Source organism: Halalkalibacter nanhaiisediminis (assembly GCF_007830185.1).
Taxonomy (GTDB): Bacteria; Bacillota; Bacilli; order Bacillales; family Bacillaceae_D; genus Halalkalibacter; species Halalkalibacter nanhaiisediminis.
The window spans coordinates 77,907-102,879 of the sequence record NZ_VLKZ01000008.1; the positions used below are offsets into that span (position 1 = coordinate 77,907).

Below are 24,973 nucleotides of genomic sequence, written 5' to 3' on the forward strand. Positions count from 1 at the left end.
CACCTTTCTTCATTTTATTTTGCTGTCCATCCACCGTCGACATACAATACTTGACCCGTTACATAGCTTGAGGCGTCAGAAGCAAGAAAAACAATAGGACCAGCAAGATCAGATAATTCGCCAACCCTTTTTAACATCGTTTGTTCAACAATGTTGTTATAACGCTTTTTATCAGACAACCATCCCTCTGTCATCGGTGTTTTAATATAAGCCGGTCCAATCGCATTTACTGTAATACCGTGACTTGCCAACTCATCAGCCCATACCTTTGTTAGTTGATTAATCCCTCCTTTACTAGCTGCATAGCTCGTTTGAAAGCTCATCCCTACTTCACCTAAAATAGAAGATATATTAATTATCCGTCCGCTTTGCTGCTTAATCATCTGTTTTGCAACGGATTGTCCTACTAAAAATAGCCCCTTCAAATTTGTTGTCAGTACCTTATCCCAATCTTCCTCCTCGATTTCAACAAGGGGCTTTCTAATATTCATACCAGCATTATTCACTAAAATATCAACTGTTCCAAAATGACTAGTAACATTCTTTACTAGCTCATCCACCTGATGTTTATTTGTTACATCAACTTGAAAAGCCTTTGCATCTATTCCGTCATTTTGTAGATCGGTTGTTGCATTTTCCAAGTCCTCAATGCCACGGCTTGCAATCGCAATCTTCGCACCAGCCAGTCCAAGAGCTCGTGCCATTCCAAGACCGATCCCCTTACTCCCTCCTGTGACTAGTGCCGCTTTCCCGCTTAAATTAAATAAATCTTTCATCTGAAATCCCCCTTCTATTGCCTACTTTTATTTTGATTTAATTTTGCTAGATAAGATTTTAAGATTTTTCCACCAGGATTTCTTGGCAATTCTTTAATAAATTCTATGAATTTAGGAATTTTATAATCAGCCAAACGTGACTTAAGAAACTCTTGGATATCGTTTTCATTCACGTTTACGTTTTCTTTTTTTACGATATATGCTTTCACCTGTTCACCAAACAAAGCATCTGGGACTCCAACAACAGCGGCTTCTAACACGCCCTCATGTCCGTAAAGAACATTTTCAACTTCTACAGAGAAGATTTTTTCACCGCCACGATTAATCATGTCTTTCTTTCTATCCATAATGTAAACAAAACCATCACGATCAACCTTAGCCATATCCCCTGATTTCCAATAGTCACCTTCAAAAGATTTAGCATTTGCTTCCTCATTTCGCCAATAGCCTTCGATGACCATTGGACCTTTAATAAGTAGTTCGCCCACTTCTCCTGCTGACAATTCCTCCCCAGTCTCATTGATCACTTTGATTTCAGCAACTGGTACAGGCTTACCGACAGAATTCAGCTTATCGTCATCATAATGTACTGGCATAATCGTTGTCGGCGACGATGTTTCTGTGGCACCATAAGCATTATGCAATTGAATACCTGGAAAATGCTTGCGAAGTTGCTCGATTGTTTCATAAGACATTGGAGCTCCTCCGTAAGCAATCACTTTTACCGATGATACAGATAATTCCTGAAATATAGGATGAGACATAACCATGACATAAATCGTTGGAACATTAAATAGAAACGTGATGTTCTCTTTTACGATTGTCCGAATAAATGGTTCTGTTTGATAGCGTTCAAGTAGTACAGATGTACCTCCGATCGCTATCATATAGAAAAGTTGTCCGATTAAACCTGTTACATGAAAAAGAGGGACTGCGATCAACGTCTTAACAGGTTCGCTAGCTTTGATAACATGCTTGTAATTAAGTGCACTACTAATGATACCAACATGACTCCCAAGCGCGCCCTTTGGTGTACCAGTAGTACCTGATGTAAACATAATAAATAGAGGATCCGTTTCATTAATTTCTTCTCTGGCAATCAATGATATTTCTTGTTTCAAATGAATGAATTCAAGAAAAGTGTTTCCTTTTTGCCCCTCATGATTTGTTATAAAGACAACCTCATAAGGATGAGATAGAGCCAGTTCTTCATTCACTTTTTCAATAACATCTCTCTTCTCTTCTTCGGTAAATATAAGTGAAGAGCCTGAGTGTGAAATCATATAGCTTAATTCCAAATGTGAAAGCCTCGTATTAAGAGGTACAACAATCGCCCCGAGACGTGCGCACGCTAAAACAACGTGTATAAATTCCGGACAATTATTTAACAGTAACGCGACTCTATCTCCTTTTCTTATCTTATATTTCTGATAAAAATGAACGGCTAATCCGTCAACTACATCACCTAATTGACTGTATGTCTGTCGAAACTCTTCCATTACGATCGCTTCTCTGTCTGGAAAAGCTTTTATACTTTGGCTAAGCATTTCATAAATGTTAGCAGGGCGATCTTTAAACATTTTGACATCCCTACCAAAAAGCACTTGTCTATCTAGCAAATAAATCACCCACTTAATAATTATTGTAAAAGTCTGAATAATTTTATTATTATTACCTTTATCCCTTTGCAATAGTTGTGCCAATTTATATTTAACTTTTAAAAAACAGCTTTAAATCAACAATAAAAACATTTTTACAGCCTCTACCTTTGCCGATCAACCATTCTTGAGCCTCCTTTTCTTTTTATCTCCTTTCTCTTCCCATTCATTTGATGACAAATCGAATCACTCTTTTTAAGCCCTATTATTTTTTAAACGTCTTTTCAAAAACTAATTTTGAAAACGCTTACATACTTTCTGCGGTTTTCTACTTCTTTTTTATAATTATTCACCTTGAATAGATCAAAGTGATTCCAAAAAGAATCGTGATTCTTTTTGGAATCAAGTCTCATTTTTGATATGATAATGACTTTGGCATGAAAAACAAAAAGTCTCAATCGCTTGAAAGAGACTTTTTGGAGCGTCATCATAACTAATAAAATTTCTATTTACTTTATGGAAATCCCTAGCTTTTTCATTTTTTTCACTAGAGCTGATTGGCTAATTCCCAATATTTTCGCAGCTTTTCTAGTCGTTTTATGCTCACTGATACTGTCTTTTATAAGCCGTCTTTCAAGCTCAGCCACTATTTCCTTCAAACCTAAAGAAGTAAGCTTTTCTCCCTCATTTGCATTGTTCGTTTGTATGATAGTTTGAAAAATACCGCTTGGAAAATCATCAACTGTTATTTCTTCCTCATCCGTAGTTACAGCTATTCTTTCAATCAAATTCTCCATTTCACGTATATTTCCTTGCCATTGATATTGCTCCATAAGATAGATAACCTCTGAATGGAATCTTTTTTTCAATTGATATTTTTCATTTACTTTATTTAAAAAATAGTACGCTAAAGGAGCGATATCGGCAACTCTCTCACGAAGAGGAGGAATATGAATCGGCACGATATTTAAACGATAATACAAATCTTCTCGAAATGTATTTTCTTGAACCATTTTTTTAAGGTCACGATTCGTAGCTGAAATGATACGAACATTTACTCTCTTTGCTTGCGATCCACCTATTCTCGTTACTTCAAACTCTTGTAAAACACGTAATAGTTTCACTTGAAGCTCTATTGGCACTTCGCCAATCTCATCGAGGAATATCGTTCCCCCATCTGCTTTCTCAAATAACCCAGCTTTGCCATTACGATCTGCCCCGGTAAAAGAACCTTTTTCATATCCAAATAGCTCAGATTCCAGAAGCTGTGGTGGTATTGCACCACAGTTTACTTTAATATAAGGTTTTTCCGACCTCTTACTATTTAAATGAATCATGTTGGCAAATACTTCTTTGCCGACACCTGTTTCACCGAGTAAAATGACCGTTGAATCTACTTCACATATTTTTTTAACAATAGATATCACTTCCATGATTTCTTTGCTTTGGGCAATGACTCCATCAAGTAAAAGCTTAATCTCTTCTTTACTCTTAAATTCATTTATTTTATCAAGAATTTGCTGTGTATATTTTTTAGTTTCATACAATTCTAGCTTGAGACGATTTAGCTCAGATAAATCCCGTAAATTTGTAACAACTTGTGTAATCTGTCCTTCATTGTCAAAAACCGGATTTCCTGTCACGAGAAATTCTTTATCCTGTATTTTTTGCATAATGGTCATCGCTTTCTTCTCTTTTAACACTTTAAGCGTGACTGATTCTGATACAATACCTTCTTTCACAACGTCATTCATATTCTTACCTATAAGCTCGTCTGCTGCTACACCTGTCAAACGAGTGTATGCTTCATTGACTTTCAAGCCATATCCTTGATGATCAGCTACATATATCCCGTCATAACTAGAGTCAATAATGGAGTCTAAGACCTTGTTCATTTGCCTAAGACGTTCTATTTCTTTTTCATTAGACGATATCGATCCCATCCTTTAACCCCCTTACTCTAACAAATATACATAATTCATTTATACACTCCATCAACAAAGTTATATACGACATAGAAGCTTATTTAACCTGCATTATTTAAATAAACGAAAGCGATCTAGATAGAATAATTAACTACATCATTCGTTTATTTTCTAGTAATGCTATAGTACCAAATGAATTTTCGTTATTTTTGTTCTTTTCTGAAAATAATGGTGTTTTGGCATGGATTTTGCATGTATATTCATGTAGATTCCTTCTATGAAATGACCATTTTATTCTTACTCCATTTAAGGGCGTACAGGTCATGATAAAGGAAATAATCTAGAAAAATAGTAATTCATTTTTAGTCTATTTATAAACATGATAAAGGAGATGAAAACATGTTTGATTTCAGTCCAACACCCGAACAAAAAGAAATAATCGAAAAAGCAAGCGCTTTTATGGAAGAATACGTTTATCCTAATGAAAAACATATGGTGCCCCATAGAGGTCTCCCAAATGACATCTTGAAACCCTTACAAGAAAAGGTGAAAGAAATCGGATTATGGGCAGGTCACCTGCCAACAGATGTTGGAGGTATGGGTAATGGCTTTCTCACATTAGGTCTTCTCTCAGAAGTGATCGGAAGAAGTCCAATTGCTCCTTATATTTTTGGATCAATGGCTCCAGATGCTGGAAATGGAGAAATATTAGTTCATGCTGCTACCCCCGAGCAAAAAGAAAAATATTTAATTCCTTTAGCTGATGGAGATATTCGATCATGCTTTGCGATGACAGAACCTGAAGTTTCAGGCTCGGATCCACGAACATTACAAGCAACTGCTGTTGAAGATGGAGATAGCTGGGTGATAAATGCTCATAAATGGTTTACAACAGGCGCAATCGGCTCATCATTTTCCATCGTAATGGCCGTGACAGACCCTGAAGAGCATCCTCATAAAAAGACGAGTCTATTTATTGTAGATAATGATAACCCCGGGTTTGAGATTGTCCGTGAAGTACCAGTCATTGGTGACCACTTTGCAGGTGGTCATTGTGAAGTGAGATATACGAATTGTCGAATTCCTAAAGAAAACATGCTAGGAAATCGCGGAGAAGGGTTTAAATTAGCGCAGCTTCGTCTCGGTCCAGGTAGGATCACACATGCTATGCGTTGGTTAGGCGTGTGTCACAGAAGCATGGAATTAATGATTGACTATGCATCAAAACGAGTCACGAGAGGAAAAACCCTCTCAGAATTTCAAAGTATTCAAAATTTCATTGCTGATTCTGCTGCTGAAATTCAAGCTGCTCGTTTAATGACCTTACAGGCTGCTTGGTTACTCGATCAAGGTAGTGAGGCACGTAAGGAAATTTCATTAATTAAATTCTTTGGTGCAAAGGTGCTACATGATGTCATCGATCGCGCGATTCAAGTACACGGAGCACTTGGAGTAACAGGTGATACACCTTTAGAAGGGTTTTACCGGGAAGCAAGAACAGCCCGTATTTATGATGGACCAGATGAAGTACACCGTTTCGTCGTAGCTCGCACACTGATTAAAGCATTTGAACGAGGAGAGGATTTATATTGAGTCACATTCGATTACAAGTGTCCCCACTCTCAAATGAAAAAATTCAATGGGATCTGATCGTAAAAAAGATTTCTGAACGTTTTCCAGAATTAAATACAACTGAACTATCAGTGAAACAATTTACTGCTGGATATTCAAATTTAACTTATTTACTGTCATTCCCTGACAAAGAAATGGTTCTCAGAAGACCTCCCTTTGGTTACATCCCACCAAAGGCTCATGACATGGAGCGGGAATTTCGGATTTTAACGAAAATCCATCCTTATTTCCCACTTGCCCCAGAACCTTTTTTATATGTAGACGACCCAGTAGTGACAGATAAACATTTTTATATTATGGAAAAAAAAGTCGGTATCGTTCTTGATGATGAGATACCGTCTGACATCCAAGACGAACAAAATTTTGGCTTAAAAGCTTCAACCGCATTAATTGATACGCTTGTGCAACTTCATCATATCGATATAAACAAATCGAATTTAATCGAGCTAGGCAAACCAGAAGGCTACCTGAAGCGACAAATCGAGGGCTGGATGAAGAGATACCAAAGTTCAAAAGTAGATGAACATCCACAGGTCGAACCACTCATGCGCTGGCTATCAGAGCAAATTCCCACCTCTCCAGCTGCGACAGTTGTGCACAATGATATGAAACTAAATAACATGATGCTCTCACGTGATGACTTAAGTAAAGCTGTAGCTGTCTTTGATTGGGAACTCTGCTCCATTGGTGATCCCCTTTCTGACTTAGCAGGTTCCATTGCGTATTGGACAGAGCCTGGCGACAAAGAAACGGGACTCACCTCTGTTACACATCTTGAAGGATTTTTATCGCGAGCAGAATTAATCGAACAATATGCGAAAAAGACTGGACGTGATGTTAGTAATATTGATTACTATCTTACGTTTGCATTCTTCAAAATTGCCGTTATCCTGCAACAGATCTACTACCGCTTTAAAAATGGTGAAATTGAAGACGATCGTTTCTCTCACCTTAATATCGGGATTGAAAACTTAATCAATCAAGCAATAAAAGCAAAGAATCATCAACTTTTGTAATTAAAGGATGTCGCTCGTATGAGAAGAGTACACGTCATTACTAAAAAAGAAGATATCGATCGTGCGAGGTTAAGAGATTGTACAGTGGTTGTCATCGACTCCCTTTTAGCTACTTCGACGATTTGTATGCTTTTAGAACACGGGGCTGCTTCCGTTATTCCAACAGAAACACTAGAAGAAGCGTATGAAATAAAAGCTGTATTTGGGGAAGAAAATTGTCTAATGGCTGGTGAAAGAAAAGGCTTTGAAATAGAAGGATTTCTACGACCTGACCCACTGGAATTAATCAAGATGGAGCTAAAGAATAAGCATGTTATCTTATCGACAACAAATGGAACGGTCGCTTTAAGACACTGTTCAAAAGGAAAAACGGTTTATGCTAGTTCGCTATTGAACTACAGAGCCACCTCTCAGAAACTACAGCAATACCACGACGATACATCTTTACTTATCGTTTGTTCTGGTAATCATGGTCGATTTTCACTAGAAGACTTTTTAACGGCTGGTGCTGTTTTAGCACAATTATCAAAGAGCCCTCAGTGTTCAGAATGGGAGCTCTCTGATAGTGCCATAGCTGCCTTACGTTTATTTGAAAAAAGCTCTGAAGAGGAAATCCGACATCTCTTTCTCACTTCTGAAACAGGTCGATTACTAACCAGTCTCGGTTACGAGCAAACGCTTCTATACCTTACTAAAAATTATCACTATAGCCACGTTCCTATTCTTCAAAACAATACCTTAACATAATAAATAGAGGCAGCCCGTAGACTGCCTCTATCCTTTAATGCTGCATATTCTGGCCTGGGTTTGGCATTTGTGGTTGTCCAGTAAATGGGACAAAGCTCTGCGTCATTTGCATCATATCTTGAGGGGACAATTGTGGCACTTGATAATATTGATGCTTATTTTGATAAAGCGATATTTCGTACGCCATCTCAATGAAATTTGGAACATTATCGGCAAGTACACGTCTCACAACAGGATTCGTTACTTCGACTGATGTCATCGTAAGTAGGGATGCTGTCGATTTAATTAATCCAAGCATATGCCCTGAGATGCCCTGATCTTTTATATCATTAATCGATTGATTTGGTTTTTTCGGTTGAGTCGGCTTTAAGCCATAGATAAAATCATTGCTTTGATTCATTTTATAAAGGCCCGTTGAGCGTGAAGGCTTCGATCCTGTCGTGAAGCATTCACACGTAATATTGTACTGTTCCAAGATAAAAGCATATTGTCGATCTAAAATAGCCAATAACTCTTGATCTTTCACATAAACACGAAACATCATATATTGATCCAACACATTGATCATTCCAGATAATACTTCGTGAAGATCAAAGACTTCATGCCCCCCATGACTCAATTGTTTAGGCATTTGATTGGATTGAACCATTTTGTTTTGCTGAACTTGTTGATTCATAGAAGTAGGTTGATTTTGCATTCATTTACCTCCAAAGAAAGTATAGTAGTAACACCATTTAGTATGAACAAAAAGGTACTTTCTCTTTCATTTTTTCATTGGAAATAAATGCATCTTTTTAAAAAATCAACTACTCAACCCACGTCAAATTAAAAATCGATTGAATATCAAACGGCTCATCAATTAATTCTAAACGATGATTTGCATCGGCCAGTTCTTGATAGAACGCAAAATCCTCCTCTGAAAATTCAGCTTCATAATGTTGATTTGCTAACGCTTTTTCCATTACTTCTGTTGCTGTCCACGTTTTTCCAGTCGATTTGATTTCAGGAAGGTTAAAGGTTTCGGCAAGAACAGCTGCAGCTTCTTCTGGCTTTTCGTTAAGATATGCAACAGATGCAATATGTCCTTGTACGAACTTCTCTACTAAATCTGCATTTTCTTCTGCAAATGATTTACGAACAATCACAACAACAGCAGGCTCAGGAAGTTTTTCGACAACCTTTAATCCACGTAATTCTGCAAATGTCACGAATGGTTCCGCGGTAAGTGCTGCATCAATCGTTCCATTAGCCACCGCTTGCTCCATTAGTGGCATTTTCATATCCATTAGACTAACGTCACTTTCAGTCAGCTCATTTTCTGGTAAGAAGAATCCGCGTAGTAAGATATCAGACCCTGTTCCCTTTCCTAAATTTCCAATCGTCTTTCCAGCTAAATCATTCGGTTCGGTTACTTGCGAATCTTCCTTCGTGATAAGTCCAAATTCTCCATCACCTACTTTAGAAATAACTTCGATCTCCGCACCTCTTGATGCCCAATTGACAACAACTGGGATTCCCGTATAAGCAAAGTCTAACTCTCCCGCAGATAATGCTTTATTTAAATCAGGTCCATTTGCAAATTCATAGTATTCTGCCTCAAGCCCCTGTTCCTCCATCATTTTTTTCTTTTCTGCAATAATGGCTGGAGCCATAGCTAATATAGTTGGATAGCCAATTTTAATGACGTCTTGTTTTGGCTCCTGACCTGCTTCCTCTTTTGCTGTTTGATTTGTTGCTGACTGATTCGTTCCACAACCAGTCATAATCAGAGCTGCCACAGTAATGATGCTAAATAAAATAGCAAATCTCTTCTTAGTGAATGTAAACATTATTCTCTCTCCCTTACTCATCGATGTATGATTTTTTGTTTTCCTTTAAACGCTCTTTCTTCATAAGAGGTCGGTTGTTTTTAAATATCCCGTATTGTCGTTATGTAAAAGAATATATTCTTAAAACAGTGGAAACAAAAATCAATTAATCTAATACTAACGATAATAATTATCATTGTCAATTAAAAATTGATAATGATTCTCATCTGATTAAATGTAAGCATCGATATAATATAAAACTTTTATGTTCCTATACTTAATGCTAAAAAAGCTGATTCTTTTTCTAACCAATCTCCACACAAAAAAGCCGATTTATCCTAATAAAGCAAGGACAATCGACTTTCATGTTTGTAAAAAACTTCTCTCTTTTATTCCGTTTTATAGAAACAAAATATTATCAACCTGTATTCACTAAACCAGCTGCAACTCCACTAATTGTTAATAGCACTTCCGTTAACAGCTCTTCAGACGGTTCTTCGGATGCTCGCATTTTTGAAATGAGATCAACCTGTAAGAAATTAAGTGGGTCAACATACGGATTCCGTCTATGAACAGATTCTTGAATATTAGGCGTATGAGCAAGTAGCTTTTCATTACCCGTGATCTGCAGCAAAATGTCTTCTGTACGTTTATATTCATCAGAAATATTTCCGAAAATCCTCTCAGCAATTGTCTTATCTTCGACTAAGTTGATATATTCTTTTGCTGTTTGTAAATCCGCCTTCATTAGCGCCATTTGAAGATTGTTAATCGTTGACTCAAAAAATGGCCATTTTTTATACATAACTTGAAGCAAGCGCAAATTCTCAGCACTAATGGATGCAAACGACTCAAGACCTGTACCAGCTGCATACCAAGCTGGTATCATTTGGCGAGATTGTGTCCAAGCAAATACCCAAGGAATCGCCCGCAAATCCTCAAAACGCTCGCTTCCTTTACGACTCATTGGACGAGAGCCAATGTTTAACGCCCCTAACTCTCTTAACGGAGTTGCCTGTTTAAAGTAAGTTAAGAAGTCTTTATCTCCAAAGACAAGCGATTGATATTTAGTTAAAGCATGCTTCGAAATCTCTTCCATTGCTTCTTCCCAAGCTTTTTCACGGAAATGACCTCGTTCTGGACTTTTCGTCACTCTTGCAGATGCTTCGAGTAAAGCAGAAGCCGCCTGCTCTAAGTTGCGATAGCCGATGTCCTCAAGCAAATAACGAGACGATAAAACTTCACCTTGCTCCGTGATTTTCACCCCATCACCTAATGTTTCAACAGGCTGAGATAAAATACTGCGATTTAACGGTCCACCCCCACGTCCTAATGAACCACCGCGACCATGGAAAAATTTCAACCTGATGTTGAATTCTTTCGCCATATTGTGTATCTCTTGCTGTGCTTTGAATAGTTTCCAGTTAGCCGTTAATGTACCACCATCTTTACTTCCATCTGAATACCCAAGCATGATTTCCTGATGATTGCCGCGTTCATTTAGATGATTACGGTACACGTCCATTTCAAATAATCGCTTCATAATACTTGGCCCCGCAATTAAATCATCAATCGTCTCAAGTAATGGTGCAACATGTAAGTGACTTTCTACTTTTCCATCAGCATGAAGACGGTAGATTCCTGCCTCTTTCGCTAGAACAAGAACTTCAAGCAAATCACTCGATGATTGAGTCATACTAACAAGGTACACTTCAATGGAACGATGACCAAATTCGCTGTGAGCCTGCTTGATCATTTTAAACGCCTTTAAAATTTCTTGTGTTTCCTTTGAATAATCTTCCTCAAGTAACAGTAACGGCCTAGGTTCACTAAGAACCTTTTCAAGAAGGGCCATCTTTTCTTCCTCAGAAAGAGCCGCATACTCTTCTGTAATCCCCACAACTTTTAAAATTTCAGCAATCGCCGCTTCATGCTCCCCACTATGATTACGAATATCTAGTGTAGCTAAATGGAAACCAAATAATTGAACTTGACGAATTAATTTGCGAATCGTTTTTAGCTTATGATGAGCGGGTTGATGCTGTTCTGCACACTCTTTTACAAGCATTAAATCATCTAGTAATTGTTCAGCTTTTTGGTAACCAATTTCAGACTTTCCTACTTCTCGTAGACGCTTAAGCATCACTGCAAATTTACGGCGGTATACCTCAGCTTCAATCGGCCATGCTTCGTCTTTTTCGATATACATTTGTTCTTCTTTTTCCACTGACTGAATTAACCGCTCACTAATTTCAACACGAGACGACGACTGGCTAAATCGCTTCATGAGGTCAACGATGGCTTTCTCATATTTTTTTATAACGAGTTGTCTTTGTAGTTTAAGTGTTTCCCACGTAATTTCTGGTGTCACATTTGGATTACCATCACGGTCACCACCAATCCATGAACCGAAATGAAGGAAATTAGGTACCTTCCATGTGTGGTTTGGAAAATACTCTTCAAGCTGTACTTCTAACTCCTGATGAATATCAGGCAATACATCAAATAATGTATGATCAAAGTAATAAAGTCCATTTTTCACTTCATCCAATACCGTCGGCTTACGGTGACGCAACTCATTCGTTTGCCATAAAGCCGTTACCTCATTAAATAAACTCTCATCCAAATTTCTTTTTTCTTTATTTGTCAACAATGGATTATCAAATTCCTGCAGAATCGTTGAAATACGCTTTTGTATTTCCAGCACTGTTCGCTTTGTCGCTTCGGTCGGATGAGCAGTGATAATTAATTCGATTGATAAGTTATTCAATACCTTTTGAATCAATTCATCTGAATAGTTATGTTCCTTAATGGACGCAACAGCACTCTCAAGAGAAAAAGGCTGTATCACACCTTCCTCTTGTAGTTGATAGTGACGCTGACGTCTAATACGATGATTTTGCTCTGCAATATTAACAAGATGAAAATAAGTTGAGAAAGCACGAATCACCTGTTGCCGCACTGGTGGCTTCAGCGTGCTAATCTCTTCTTTCAATTTTTTATATGTATCTTCATGATAATCGTTTCGTAAATGTTTCGTCTTTTCTCTTATAGCTTCTACTTTTTCAAGTAAAGAAGTGCCACCATGGTGAACAAGTATTTCTCCTAGGATATTTCCTAACTTTTTCACATCGCTTCTCAAAATAGAACGATGATCTTTCGCTTCAATCATGTAAATAACCTCCTAATTAAGAAAAGCGTAAGCGCCTTGATCAGCCGCAATCATTTACAGGCTGAAGAACCTTCGAGAGGCTAGGCTGCTTGCCCGAGACATCTTATCTTTTCAGTAAGATCAATAAATTTTTATACCCTTTACAGAACATGTGAAACCTTAAAGAGTCTTGGTCATTATAAGTCCCGCACGGTCATATATAGTCCCTATCAAGCAATTAAAAGATTCATTTCTGATAGTTCTTTTTATAGTAACGGAAAAAGTAGATAAAAATCAAATGTTCTCTGATAATTTGGTATTTTATAATATACTTTTGCATGATAAGTCTTAGCTTTTTAGCAAACGTGCTTAACGAAAACAGCGCTACCAATGAAAAAAGCGCCCCAACGGTTTAAGGCGCTTATACATCAAGTTATTATTTGATTCTCACTACAGAAAATCAATGTATTCATTTTTGAAAACCATATTAAGGCTGGATATATTTGTTTTCACGAAACAAAACAGAGAACATGTATTCTCTGTTTTATTTCTAGTTTACTATTCATTTAAATTGATTAGCTTCTCACCATACCATGTGGATCGATAACAAATTTCTTTGAGACACCACTATCAAACTCTTTATAACCTTGTGGTGCTTGATCAATGGAAATAAGTGTCGCATTTACTGCTTTCGCAATTTGAGCTCTTCCACTTAAAATCGACATCATTAGATCGCGATGGTACTTCATAACTGGTGTTTGTCCAGTGACAAACGTATGAGCCTTTGCCCATCCAAGACCAAGACGTACTTTTAACGTTCCTTCCTTAGCATCGTCATCAATACCACCTGGATCTCCTGTGACATACAAACCTGGAATTCCGAGTCGTCCCCCTGCTCTTGTCACATCCATAATCGAGTTAAGTACGGTTGCAGGAGCCTCACCTGCTCCTTCACCATGTCCAGATGCTTCAAACCCTACTGCGTCAATCGCACAGTCAACTTCTGGAACACCTAAAATTTGTTCGATTTGCTCACCTAGATTAGGATGCTTCCTTAAATTAACCGTTTCACAACCGAAACTTTTTGCTTGTGCTAACCTGGAGTCAATTAAGTCACCGACAATCACAACGGAAGCACCTAAAAGTTGAGCAGAATGAGCAGCTGCTAACCCTACTGGACCCGCCCCAGCCACATAAACAGTGGACCCTGGCTTAACTCCAGCACTTACAGCTCCGTGATAGCCAGTCGGGAAAATATCAGAAAGCATTGTCAGATCGAGAATTTTCTCCATCGCTTGGTCTTTATCAGGAAATTTTAAAAGCTGAAAATCTGCATAAGGAACCATGACATACTCAGATTGTCCACCGACCCATCCACCCATGTCGACATAACCATATGCAGATCCAGGACGATCGGGATTTACATTTTCACAAATATGAGTATCTTGTTGCTTGCAACTTCTACAACGTCCACAAGCGATATTAAAAGGAACGGATACTAAATCTCCCTTTTTTATAAATTCAACATCGCTTCCAACTTCAATTACTTCTCCAGTGATTTCATGGCCGAGTACTAAGCCACTCGGTGCAGTTGTACGACCTCTTACCATATGTTGATCACTACCACAGATGTTCGTTGTGACAACCTTAACAATAACACCATGATTGCATTTTCTACCAACATTTAATGGATTAACACCAGGTCCATCACGTAAAATTAACTCTGGATAACTAATATCTTGAACCTCTACTTCTCCTGGCTTTGCATATACAACTGCTCGGTTTCCTGCCATACAAAATCACTCCTCTTAATAGAATAGTAGTAAAATTGAAAGCGTTAACAAATCTCCAGATCATTGTACCATATATTCTAAATCTTTCAACTAATATGATTTTTGATCTTTAGTTTTGTTGATACTTTTTACAATAAATCTATTATAATGACAAAAATAACCTTAGTCTCGTCAACTGACAGATGACAGACTAAGGTTATTACGGTTCAGAGACTATTTAATAATGTTGCATTACTTATCTCAATATTTAAATCAAAACGAAATGAACAATGTTTAATTACTGAAGAATTCATCCAAAACACGAGCAAAATCTTCAGGACATTCTTCAGCCAATTGATGACCGAAATCTAAAATCGCACCTGTAACATTTGTCGCTACGCGCTCCATTTGGCGTTGTACTTCATCCGCAATGAAGTGTTTACTACCAACAGCAAGAACTGGCATTGGAAGCTTTGTTTCCGCAGCTTTTTTATTCCATTCACCATCTTCAAGTGTAGCTCGGTACACTTCAAACATTGAACGTAATCCACCAGGCTGTGAATAGCAACGTACATACTCATCCATTGCATCATCATCAATATCTGGATCATACGTTTCATTTTTAAAGAACTTATCAAAGTATTGACGCTCACGACCTGTAATAAGCATTTCAGGGAAATCAGGCACACTATAGAAGTTGATATGCCATAACCAACGATTTCCATTGACATTCTCAGGTGTTAAGAATGACCAGTCCTCAAGACCGAAACCAGGTAGAATCATCTCAACAAAGGCAAATTTTGTTACTTTTTCTGGATATGCTGCAGACAGCGCATAACCGCAAGCTGCTCCCCAGTCTTCTCCGACAAGATTAAATTTCTCATAACCAAGTCTAGATGCAAGCTGAACAATATCCTCTGCCATCGTTCGCATGTCATATCCACCTGTAGGACGTGTTGAGTCACCGAAGCCACGAAGATCTGGTACGATAACTGTATACTTTGAAGAAAGTAATGGGAGGACTTTACGCCAGTAGTACGAAGTCTTTGGTACACCGTGCAACAGGATTAACGGCTCACCAGAACCAGCCATATAGTAATGAAGACGTACTCCGTTTACTGTTTCTTTTCCATGCGTCACTCTTGTACCGTTGTGATCAACAATTACTTTTTTCATTTGAACACGCTCCTTATTTTGTTGAAAATGCTTATTAATTGTAATCGGTTACACATTTGATAAAATAATAATGGTAATCTTTTCTATTATGACAGAGATATTCTCTTTACAACCTCTTGTAAACGAAGAATCTATTTACTAAATCTAGTCATTTCAGATTATTACCTTTACTGTCACTATGTAACTTTTAATGTAATCGATTACATTTTTATTATATTTCAACTTTCAAGAATTATCAACCAATTAAATCAAATCTCGACATTTTTTTAAAACGTTTTCATTAATTATTCAAATATTGTTTTAACTATCATTGTCAACTAACATTTTTTTGACGTTGACATACCTTTTCGTTCTATTTATACTATCCAAAAAGAACTTCTTTTTTAATCCTTTCTGAAAACGGTGAAAATGATGAAACTGAAAAATATGTTGTATGCAGCCCTATTTGCTGCGGTAGTTGGGGCACTTGGAATCTTACCACCTCTTACTCTACCTATTTCTCCTGTTCCGATTACGGCTCAAACATTAGGCGTCATGCTTGCTGGAGCTGTGTTAGGTGCACGTTATGGTGGGCTTAGCATGGTGATTTTTGTCCTACTTGTTGCTGTTGGGGCCCCCCTTCTCTCAGGTGGACGCGGCGGACTTGGAGTCATACTCGGTCCAGGTGGAGGCTATATCCTAAGCTGGCCAATCGCTGCGTTAGTAATTGGATATTTAGTTGAAAAGTATTGGCACAAGATGAATATCGCCCGTTTTATTTTATTTAACATCTTCGGTGGTATTATTGTGATTTATGCAGGTGGGGTAACTTACCTTTCGATTGTATCAGATCTTCCATGGGGAACAGCAGCTTTCCAAGCACTTATCTATATTCCAGGTGATATTGCTAAAGCAGTTATTGCAGGTTTTATTGCGATGCAAATCAAAAAAGCATATCCCCTTATTAAGAAAACGAATGATGTTCAAAAAGCTGCATAGTGAATACGCGAGGGTTGTCCACAATGGGCAACCCTCTTTTCATACATGATATAATGACTGAAAATATATGAATGGGAGTAAAATGGTATGATCATTGGCGAAACAATTAAGCAAACGTCAGCTGTTCACCCACAAAAAACGGCGATTGTTTGTGAGAATGAACAAATTACGTACGAACTATTCCATGAAAATACGAAAACAGTGCAACAACAGCTTCTCTCGATACTTGGTGAAGCAAAGCAAAAGAAGATTGCCTTCCTATTAGATAATAATATCGATTTTTTAACGCTTTTTTTCGCCATTAGTCAAATTGGAGCCATAGCCATTCCTTTTGATCCAAAATGGAGTGATGATGATTTATTGAAGATTCTCACTGACTGCTCTCCTGACCTTTTTATTACGATTCAAGAAAAAGAGATCGCAAATGTTTTAGCACTATCTTTATCCGAACTAAACAAACAAGCAACGACTAATGTAGCAGTGCTCCAAATAGCAGAAGATGATCTATTTTATATCGGCTATACATCAGGAACAACAGGCAAACCAAAAGGCTATTTACGGACACACGCTTCATGGGCTCATAGTTTTTCAGGGAGCGATCTTGTCTTTGATATCACAGAAGATGATGTGATCTTTGCGCCAGGTCCGCTTGTCCATTCACATTTTTTATATGCCGCTGTTCATGCGCTTCATAAAGGGGCAACACTCTATATCACCAAAAAATTCGAGGCCAAAGCGGTATATCAGACATTAATGAACGATTCTATTAGCATTTTATACCTCGTTCCGACGATGTTTTCTGCATTATACGACGTGTACTACGAAACGAGGCTTCCTATCACCGATTTGAACAAAGTCATTTCTGCAGGGGCGAAATGGCAAGCTCCTTTAAAAGAGAAAGCTCGCCACTTCATTCCGAACACAAATGTGTTTGAATTTTATGGAGCTTCTGAATTAAGTTTTGTTAGTGTGTTAGACCCTAAAGGTAATAGAGAAAATCCTGAATCTGTCGGCAAGTCATTTCCAGAGGTAAATGTGTCCATTCGCAGGCCTGATGGTTCAGAGGTTGACACTCATGAAATCGGAAAGTTATTTGTTCAAAGTAAGCAATTATTTAGTGGATACTTGAACCAACCAGAAGCGACGAAAGAAATCTTTCAAGGTGACTTTGCAACGGTTGGTGATTTAGCTTTTCGAGATGAGCAAGGCTACATCACGCTTGTCGGACGAGAAAAAAACATGATCATAAGTGGTGGCTTAAATATTTACCCAGAAGAAGTAGAAAAGATTTTATCTACTCTACCAGAAATCGATGAAGTGATCTGTATTGGCATACCTGATACACATTGGGGTGAAAAGTTAGTCGCTGTTATTAAATGGAGAGATAATCACAGGCGTACAAGTGAGCAGCTAAAGCAATACTGCCGACAAAAGCTCGCTTCCTATAAATGCCCGCAATTATTTATCACATTTGATCATTTACCCTATACAACGAGTAGAAAAATTGCCAGACAATACGTAATAAGACAAGTCCAAGAACAATTAAAAGGCCAAAGGACGTGAGAGTATGAAAGAAGCTGTTATTGTCGCAGCAAAGCGAACAGCTGTTGGAAAAGTTGGCGGAATGTTTAAGCATATACCACCTGAACATTTAGCTGCTCCTCTAATTCAGCGAATGATCGAAGAATATCAACTAGATCCTGAATCCATTGATGAAGTGATCCTTGGAAATGCGGTCGGGCCAGGAGGAAACCTTGCCAGATTAACTGCTCTCACCGCAGGCTTACCTGTTTCGATCCCAGGCGTAACCGTCGATCGTCAATGTGGTTCAGGACTCGAGGCTGTCAATCTCGCAGCAAGACTTGTTCAAGCAGGTGCAGGTGATATATATCTTGCAGGAGGTGTCGAAAGCACAAGCCTTGCCCCTTGGAAGATGGAAAAGCCATCTTCCCTCTATCACCCAAGAGGCCCAAAGCTTTTTACACGAGCTCGTTTTTCTCCAGACGAAGTAGGCGATCCTGAGATGGGAATTGCGGCTGAAAATGTCGCCGAAGCTTACGGTATTTCACGTGTTACACAGGATCAATATGCCTACAATAGTCATGTGAAAGCAATTCGTGCAATAGAGTCTGGCTATTTTTCTGAAGAAATAGTGCCAATTGAGGGCATGACAAACGATGAATGTCCACGTAAACAAACGTCGATCGTAAAACTGAATGCCCTTCCACCTGTTTTTAAAGAAAACGGCACAGTTACGGCAGGTAATGCCTGCCCAATCAATGATGGTGCCTCCATCATATTAATTATGTCACGAGAAAAGTGCCTCGAATTAGGCTTAACGCCGATTTTACGCTTTGTCGATGCAGTTAGCAGTGGAGTCGACCCGAATGTTCTCGGCATTGCCCCAGTTCCAGCTGTCACTAAATTACTAAAACGACAACATCTATCAATAGAAGACATTGATATTGTGGAATTTAATGAAGCCTTTGCTTCACAAGTGCTAGCCAGTTTACAAGAATTACAGATTCCTGTCGAAAAAGTAAATCGTGGTGGTGGAGCCTTAGCAATCGGACATCCATACGGGGCATCAGGAGCGATTTTAATCACAAGGCTTTGTACTGAAATGAAGCGACACCACCTTAAACGCGGAATTGCCACCCTGGGAATTGGTGGTGGCTTAGGCCTTGCCACCCTTGTCGAATTAATCGAATAGAGGTTCTACGATGATTGATCAAAAATGGGAACATGCCACAACAGAAGCGGTAAAAATCTCGGTTACAAGCGAAATGATTGCATCATACGCTAAAGCGATTCACGAAGATGCTTTGATTTATTATGACAAACAAGTAGCCATCGCTGCAGATTTCAAGAACATCCCTGCCCCACCAACCTTGCCAATAATCTTTTGGCAATTCATCAACGTTCCTTGGTTAAAAGATGCTGGCGCTATCATCCATGGAAAACAGCAATTCCTTTACGAACAGCCACTTCTTGCCAATCGTACGTATGATTGTTCGATTCATCTAAAAGACATCACGAAAAAACAAAGCAAAAAAGGCATGATGCAGCTATCAACTCATGAATTAGTCATTAAATATGAAGGCCAGATTCATGCGACAGCAATAACAACACTCATTATTTTTGAAGAGTAAGGTGATCGTATTGAAGCTTTCAGATTCTTTACCAACCATATATATCCCTGAAATAAAAGATGAACACATCAAGCGCTACGGACAGGTTTCAAATGATTTCAACGCTCTTCACTTTGATCACGAAGCAGCACAAGCAGCTGGCTTTCCAGGTCGAATCGTTCATGGGATGCTTACAATGGGAGTTAGCACAAAACTTATTTCCCCTTGGCTATCCAGCTGTCTTCTTGTTAAGAATTACGAAACCACCTTCCGTCATCCTCTTATACTCGGGGATTCATTACGGATTGAAGGAGAAATCGTCGAAATATCCGAAACTCATGCTCTTATCACTTTTCAAGGAATGAATCAACATGATCACATCATTGTTATAGGGGAAATCTTATTAAAAGAGGTGCCAATATGCGACTAAATGAAGAGGTTGCGATTGTGACAGGATCGACAACTGGAATCGGTTATAGTATTGCCAAACAGCTTGTTAAACATGGTGTAGCCGTTGTCATTAATGGACGTAACGAGGAAATGGTGAAAGCAACAGTTCTTGAGCTTCAGGCTTTAGGAGGAAATGTTGTCGGACTAGCGAAGCCAGTTGAATGTTTTGATACAGGCGATGAACTTGTCAAACTTGCTGTAAAAGAATTTGGAAAAGCAACGATTCTGGTTAATAATGCTGGCATGATTGCCGACCAGATGTCTTATAAGATGAGTGATGATGCGTTTTCAGATGTTATTGATGTTCATGTGAAAGGAACTTTTTTTTGCACGAGACCATTTGTTCAACAACTGAAAAAACAGCGTATTCCTGGGCACATTATCAATATGACATCAACAGCTGGTTTAGAAGGAACGATTGGACAGGTTAACTACAGTGCCGCAAAAGCAGCGATCAACGGCATGACATGGACGCTCGCAAAAGAACTACAACGTGATCACATCCAAGTGAACGCCATCGCTCCCGCAGCCTTAACGAATATGACGCGTCCATATATCGAAAAAGCTCGTCGAAAAGCAGCCGAATCAGGTACGGAGCTGCCTTCTTACTGGAAGATCGGCTCTCCTGATGATGTCGCTGATTTTGTCATCCATCTCTTTAAACAAGAAAACAGCGAAGAATCTGGCATGATCTATGGCGTAAATGGCACAAACATCGTTCGTTGGCATCCACCCTATTCTGAACCCTATTCGCTAAATGAACACAAATAAGAGGTGGTTCACATACCACCTCTACATCTCAAAATATAAATGATAATGTCTCTTGCAGCCTTCATTAAATGACGAGTGACAGCTTGTGCATGTAGAATCAGAATCCATATATTCTTGAATCGTTAGTTCCGTCCCACAAGCCCCGCAAAGAATTGCTTTTGTACCTCTTTCATCTTTCCCCCATAAGACAGGCGGATGATCAGCTACTTCCGCGTGACAAAGATGACATGGATAATATGTGTCACAGCATTTAAATTTAAGCGCAATGATGTCTATTTCTTTATGATAATGCTTGCACCTTGTATTTTCATCTACATCTATCCCCTTCACTTCTATTCCTTTTACATTCATGAAGATCAAGTCCTTTCACTTTCTTTCTATTATAAAAGGTTTATTTCAATTCTCCTACTACAAGTTTAATTAGTTGACTTTGCATATATAAATCGATAATATCAACATATTGCAATTTCTCGATATTCAATTTTTGACATGAAAGTTGATTAATCACAAACCATAATGATAATCGATAATCCGATTGCGTATCATAACCTTTACTTGAAAGGAGGCCACGCGATTGAACGAAAAATTGCCTGAGATGACCGATGAAAAAGCCGTAGAAATCTTTAAAGCTCTTGCCAATCAGACAAGAGTCAGTATTCTACAATTGCTAAAAGATCCAGAAAATAATTCAGCGATTCAAGGACATGTTAGTAAAGACTCTGAATTTGAAGGTGGTGTGTGTGTCGGGGATATTCATAAAAACACCGAAATCTCCCAGTCCACCACTTCACAATATTTATCGATTTTGCAGCAAAGTGGCTTATTAGAAGCGAAAAGAATCGGACAATGGACATATTATCGCCGAAATGAAGCAATCATTAAGCAATTTGAAGAATATATTCGGTTAAAACTTTAACATAAGGTAGGAGAAATTCAGTGAGCTTATTAGGAGAACATCGTGCATTCAAGCGAATGTACCAAGAAGACAAATTGACACTTGGCTTTGCCATCCCGACTGCGAAAATGTCTAAATATCCAATGATGGAAAATCAGTTGGAACTCGCTCAAAAAATTGAGGAGTTTGGCTTTTCTGCTCTTTGGCTACGGGATGTAACAATCCAAAACTTGTCTGTTGATGATAATGGTCAATTGCATGATATGTGGATCTATTTAACGTATCTCGCTGCACGTACTCAAGAGATTGCCCTAGGAACAGCAAGTGCTGTCCTTTCGTTACGCCACCCTGTTCGAATGGCCAAAGAAGCAATGTCAATTGATCATTTGTTTCCTGAACGATTGATCTTAGGAGTTGCATCAGGTGACCGTGATAAGGACTTTATTGGATTAGGCGTATCAAAACAAGAAGCTGGGCCGATCTTTCATGAGAACTACGACATTCTTGAGCAATTAATTAAAAAAGAAAGCCCAACTATTCATTCTAGTAAGGGAATCATTGATGGCAGCGATATGAGAATCATTCCAAAGCCTGTTTCCACCATTCCACTTATGCCAACTGGTTTTAGTAATCAGTCACTTGAATGGATTGCCAAGCACGGCGATGGCTGGATTCAATACCCACGAGGCTTTGAACAACAAGCTAGATTAATTAATGATTACCGTACGTTAACAGAGCAAAACGCACCAGGGGTGTTTAAGCCTTTTTCTCAAACCTTATTCATCGACTTATCGGAAAATCCCGATACAGCACCTGTGCCAATCCCATTAGGCTTTCATGTCGGCCGTAATCATTTAATTGATATTCTCCATCGCTTCCAATCGATTGGTGTCAATCATATTGCATTTGTTTTATATTTTTCAATGCGACCACCAGCAGAAGTGATCCAAGAGCTTGGTGAAGAAGTACTTCCTCACTTCCCAACTCACACTTTTGAGTAAACACGAATGATAGGAATCATGCCTTATAAATGAAAGAAGGAATAATGTATGACAAACATAAACAACATACCACTCTCTGTACTCGATCCCTCTCCTATTACAACAGGTGGTTCAGCTGAAGAGTCGCTTCACAACACTCTTGATTTAGCAATAAAAGCGGAGCAATGGGGTTACAAACGTTTTTGGCTAGCTGAACATCACAATTGGATTGGAATGGCTAGCTCAGCAACTCCCCTTGTCATGAGTCGAGTTGCTTCCGTAACAGAGAAAATGCGTGTCGGTTCAGGTGCCATGCTGCTCTCCCATTACGCTCCATTATCGGTAGCTGAGCAATTTGGTACGTTAGAAGCATTCTTTCCAGAAAGAATTGACCTAGGACTAGGCCGAGCACCAGGTACAGATTATTATACAGCGAATGTTTTACGCCCGCGCTTTTCTGGTGAGCCCGAATTTGATGAGCGACTGCAAGAGCTTTTCGCTTACTTGCACGGGGCAGGCACAACAACTCAGGATGGCTCACATCGATTCCGTGCTATCCCAGGTGAAAACAGCAAAGTACCAATTTGGCTGTTAGGCTCAAATACGTATAGTGCTGAATTAGCTGGAAAGCTCGGCTTACCGTTTTCTTTTGCTGGTCATTTTGCCGCAAGCAATATGATGAATGCTCTAGCGATTTACAGAGAGAACTTTCAGCCATCCGACATGCTTGATAAGCCATATGTCCTGTTATCTGTACAGGTTGCAGCAGCTGATACTGAAAAAGAAGCGAAGAAGCTCGCGACTTCTATGTATCAGAAATTTTTATTACTTAGTCGTAATCAAACAGCAACCCTGCAACCTCCAGTTGATGATATGGACGCTTTATGGAGCGAACAAGAACGTAAGGCAGTGGAAGAGCAGCTCTCCACCTCCATTATCGGAGACCGAGCTGGTGTGAAAGAACAATTAGAAGCATTAATTGCTCAAACTGAAGCCAACGAAATCATGGCTCATACCGAAATTTTTGATCATCAAGCTCGTTTACGCTCCTATGAAATTTTAGCTGATGCTGTAAAAAGCTAAATTCATTTACGTATCATACCAAAAATTCAAATAAGAAAGAAGATGAAATCATGTCAGCAAAAAAACTTAATGATATTAAATTTTCAGTCCTTGACTTAGCACCAGTAGTTGAAGGGGATACACCTGCAGATTCGTTTAAGAAAACGGTAAATCTTGCCCAACATGCAGAAAAATTAGATTACAACCGTTATTGGTTAGCAGAACACCATAACATGCCATTTATCGCTAGTTCAGCGACATCTGTCGTGATTGGTCACGTTGCAGCTCACACATCAAAGATCCGCGTTGGTTCTGGTGGAATCATGCTGCCTAACCACTCTCCACTAGTCATTGCTGAACAATTTGGTACACTTGAATCACTATTCCCAGGACGTATCGATCTTGGTCTTGGTCGCGCACCTGGTACAGATGGCTATACAGCACAAGCACTAAGACGTGGACACGGAAGTGATGGCAGTGACTTCCCAGAGCAATTAGCTGAGTTACGTGCCTATTTTAATCCAGCATTAGCATCAGGTAGAATGCCTGTTAAAGCGGTTCCTGGCGAAGGGTTAAACGTTCCGATTTGGTTACTTGGTTCAAGCGGTTTTAGTGCACAACTAGCTGGGCACCTTGGACTTCCATTTGCCTTTGCAAGTCACTTCTCTCCTAGAGGTACGTTCCAAGCGTTAGAACTATATCGTCAAACGTTCAAGCCATCTGACGTTCTTGATAAGCCATACGCAATGGTCGGACTTAACGTGATCGTTGCAGATACAGATGAAGAAGCAAACTTCCTTGCAACAACATTGCAACAGCAATTCTTAAACTTAGGTCAAAATAATGACGTACTTCTCCAGCCACCAGTTGAAAACTTAAATGAGCACTGGAGCGAGTATCAAATCGATGCATTAGAGCATCAATTAGGCTCTTCGATTATCGGTAGTCCAAAGACCGTGCAAGAAAAACTACAAAAGTTCTTAGATGAGAGCCAAGTCGACGAAATCATGGCGATTGCTCAAGTCTACGATCACAAAGCTCGTCTACATTCATACGAATTATTAGCTGATATTGTGAAATAAAGATGTAAAAAATAAACCCCTGA

General features: G+C 38.9%; 22 protein-coding genes. 13 read left to right on the forward strand and 9 right to left on the reverse strand.

What is annotated here, in order from left to right; translation table 11 throughout:
* Positions 1–14: 14 nt before the first annotated feature.
* From IQ10_RS14170 to IQ10_RS14180, 3 genes are all read right to left on the reverse strand, one after another.
* Positions 15–776 carry an SDR family NAD(P)-dependent oxidoreductase gene (locus IQ10_RS14170; RefSeq protein ID WP_144451152.1) on the reverse strand — a complete coding sequence of 254 codons (762 nt, stop codon included), beginning with the start codon at positions 774–776 and terminating at the stop codon, positions 15–17.
* Between the two features lie 14 nt (positions 777–790).
* Positions 791–2,356, reverse strand: coding sequence for a class I adenylate-forming enzyme family protein (locus IQ10_RS14175; protein WP_144451153.1), 1,566 nt, complete (start codon positions 2,354–2,356; stop codon positions 791–793).
* A gap of 527 nt (positions 2,357–2,883) precedes the next feature.
* On the reverse strand, positions 2,884–4,317 hold the full coding sequence (locus IQ10_RS14180; RefSeq protein WP_144451154.1) for a sigma-54 interaction domain-containing protein: 1,434 nt from the start codon (positions 4,315–4,317) through the stop codon (positions 2,884–2,886).
* A 381-nt stretch (positions 4,318–4,698) separates the two neighbouring features.
* On the opposite strand from IQ10_RS14180, the gene IQ10_RS14185 reads away from it, so the two are divergent.
* From IQ10_RS14185 to IQ10_RS14195, 3 genes are read left to right on the forward strand one after another with little or no spacing between them, the layout of a single operon-like run.
* Positions 4,699–5,892, forward strand: a complete 1,194-nt coding sequence (locus IQ10_RS14185; RefSeq protein ID WP_144451155.1) for an acyl-CoA dehydrogenase family protein — start codon at positions 4,699–4,701, stop codon at positions 5,890–5,892.
* Positions 5,889–6,947 carry a phosphotransferase family protein gene (locus IQ10_RS14190; protein WP_242009838.1) on the forward strand — a complete coding sequence of 353 codons (1,059 nt, stop codon included), beginning with the start codon at positions 5,889–5,891 and terminating at the stop codon, positions 6,945–6,947. The genes IQ10_RS14185 and IQ10_RS14190 overlap by 4 nt, the downstream gene beginning before the upstream one ends.
* 18 nt (positions 6,948–6,965) lie before the next feature.
* Positions 6,966–7,694, forward strand: a complete 729-nt coding sequence (locus IQ10_RS14195; protein WP_144451156.1) for a 2-phosphosulfolactate phosphatase — start codon at positions 6,966–6,968, stop codon at positions 7,692–7,694.
* A 34-nt stretch (positions 7,695–7,728) separates the two neighbouring features.
* Here IQ10_RS14195 and IQ10_RS14200 read toward each other — a convergent pair whose 3' ends face one another.
* The 5 genes from IQ10_RS14200 to IQ10_RS14220 all read right to left on the reverse strand — a co-directional run bounded on the left by IQ10_RS14200 (position 7,729) and on the right by IQ10_RS14220 (position 15,601).
* Positions 7,729–8,370, reverse strand: coding sequence for a spore coat protein (locus IQ10_RS14200; protein WP_199757432.1), 642 nt, complete (start codon positions 8,368–8,370; stop codon positions 7,729–7,731).
* A gap of 130 nt (positions 8,371–8,500) precedes the next feature.
* Positions 8,501–9,523, reverse strand: a complete 1,023-nt coding sequence (locus IQ10_RS14205; protein WP_158640046.1) for an ABC transporter substrate-binding protein — start codon at positions 9,521–9,523, stop codon at positions 8,501–8,503.
* Between the two features lie 397 nt (positions 9,524–9,920).
* On the reverse strand, positions 9,921–12,674 hold the full coding sequence (ppc, locus tag IQ10_RS14210; RefSeq protein WP_144451158.1) for a phosphoenolpyruvate carboxylase: 2,754 nt from the start codon (positions 12,672–12,674) through the stop codon (positions 9,921–9,923).
* A 554-nt stretch (positions 12,675–13,228) separates the two neighbouring features.
* Positions 13,229–14,446 (reverse strand): formaldehyde dehydrogenase, glutathione-independent, encoded by a 1,218-nt coding sequence (gene fdhA, locus IQ10_RS14215; protein ID WP_144451159.1) that lies wholly within the window; start codon positions 14,444–14,446, stop codon positions 13,229–13,231.
* A gap of 273 nt (positions 14,447–14,719) precedes the next feature.
* Complete coding sequence (locus IQ10_RS14220; RefSeq protein ID WP_144451160.1) at positions 14,720–15,601, reverse strand: alpha/beta fold hydrolase; 882 nt, start codon at positions 15,599–15,601, stop codon at positions 14,720–14,722.
* Positions 15,602–16,012: 411 nt separating this feature from the next.
* Between IQ10_RS14220 and IQ10_RS14225 the strand changes: the two genes are divergently transcribed.
* The 6 genes from IQ10_RS14225 to IQ10_RS14250 all read left to right on the forward strand — a co-directional run bounded on the left by IQ10_RS14225 (position 16,013) and on the right by IQ10_RS14250 (position 20,931).
* Positions 16,013–16,579, forward strand: a complete 567-nt coding sequence (locus IQ10_RS14225) for a biotin transporter BioY (protein ID WP_144451161.1) — start codon at positions 16,013–16,015, stop codon at positions 16,577–16,579.
* An 87-nt stretch (positions 16,580–16,666) separates the two neighbouring features.
* Entirely contained in the window at positions 16,667–18,142 is a 1,476-nt protein-coding gene (locus IQ10_RS14230; protein WP_144451162.1) for an AMP-binding protein, read from the forward strand.
* A gap of 4 nt (positions 18,143–18,146) precedes the next feature.
* Positions 18,147–19,292, forward strand: a complete 1,146-nt coding sequence (locus tag IQ10_RS14235; protein ID WP_144451163.1) for a thiolase family protein — start codon at positions 18,147–18,149, stop codon at positions 19,290–19,292.
* 10 nt (positions 19,293–19,302) lie between these two features.
* Positions 19,303–19,731, forward strand: a complete 429-nt coding sequence (locus tag IQ10_RS14240) for an FAS1-like dehydratase domain-containing protein (protein ID WP_144451164.1) — start codon at positions 19,303–19,305, stop codon at positions 19,729–19,731.
* 10 nt (positions 19,732–19,741) lie between these two features.
* Positions 19,742–20,140 (forward strand): MaoC family dehydratase, encoded by a 399-nt coding sequence (locus IQ10_RS14245; protein ID WP_158640047.1) that lies wholly within the window; start codon positions 19,742–19,744, stop codon positions 20,138–20,140.
* Positions 20,131–20,931, forward strand: coding sequence for an SDR family NAD(P)-dependent oxidoreductase (locus IQ10_RS14250; protein ID WP_144451166.1), 801 nt, complete (start codon positions 20,131–20,133; stop codon positions 20,929–20,931). Before IQ10_RS14245 ends, IQ10_RS14250 begins: the two co-directional genes overlap by 10 nt.
* A 21-nt stretch (positions 20,932–20,952) precedes the next feature.
* Here IQ10_RS14250 and IQ10_RS14255 read toward each other — a convergent pair whose 3' ends face one another.
* On the reverse strand, positions 20,953–21,282 hold the full coding sequence (locus tag IQ10_RS14255) for a CHY zinc finger protein (RefSeq protein ID WP_144451167.1): 330 nt from the start codon (positions 21,280–21,282) through the stop codon (positions 20,953–20,955).
* A 244-nt stretch (positions 21,283–21,526) separates the two neighbouring features.
* On the opposite strand from IQ10_RS14255, the gene IQ10_RS14260 reads away from it, so the two are divergent.
* Genes IQ10_RS14260 through IQ10_RS14275 form a run of 4 tightly spaced genes read left to right on the forward strand, consistent with a single transcriptional unit; the run spans position 21,527 to position 24,950 of the window.
* Positions 21,527–21,847, forward strand: a complete 321-nt coding sequence (locus IQ10_RS14260; RefSeq protein ID WP_144451219.1) for an ArsR/SmtB family transcription factor — start codon at positions 21,527–21,529, stop codon at positions 21,845–21,847.
* 20 nt (positions 21,848–21,867) lie between these two features.
* Positions 21,868–22,827: a TIGR03571 family LLM class oxidoreductase gene (locus tag IQ10_RS14265; protein ID WP_437177693.1), complete on the forward strand. Its 960-nt coding sequence runs from the start codon at positions 21,868–21,870 to the stop codon at positions 22,825–22,827.
* A gap of 48 nt (positions 22,828–22,875) precedes the next feature.
* Positions 22,876–23,889: an LLM class flavin-dependent oxidoreductase gene (locus tag IQ10_RS14270; RefSeq protein WP_144451168.1), complete on the forward strand. Its 1,014-nt coding sequence runs from the start codon at positions 22,876–22,878 to the stop codon at positions 23,887–23,889.
* 50 nt (positions 23,890–23,939) lie between these two features.
* Positions 23,940–24,950: an LLM class flavin-dependent oxidoreductase gene (locus IQ10_RS14275; protein WP_144451169.1), complete on the forward strand. Its 1,011-nt coding sequence runs from the start codon at positions 23,940–23,942 to the stop codon at positions 24,948–24,950.
* Positions 24,951–24,973 lie beyond the last annotated feature (23 nt).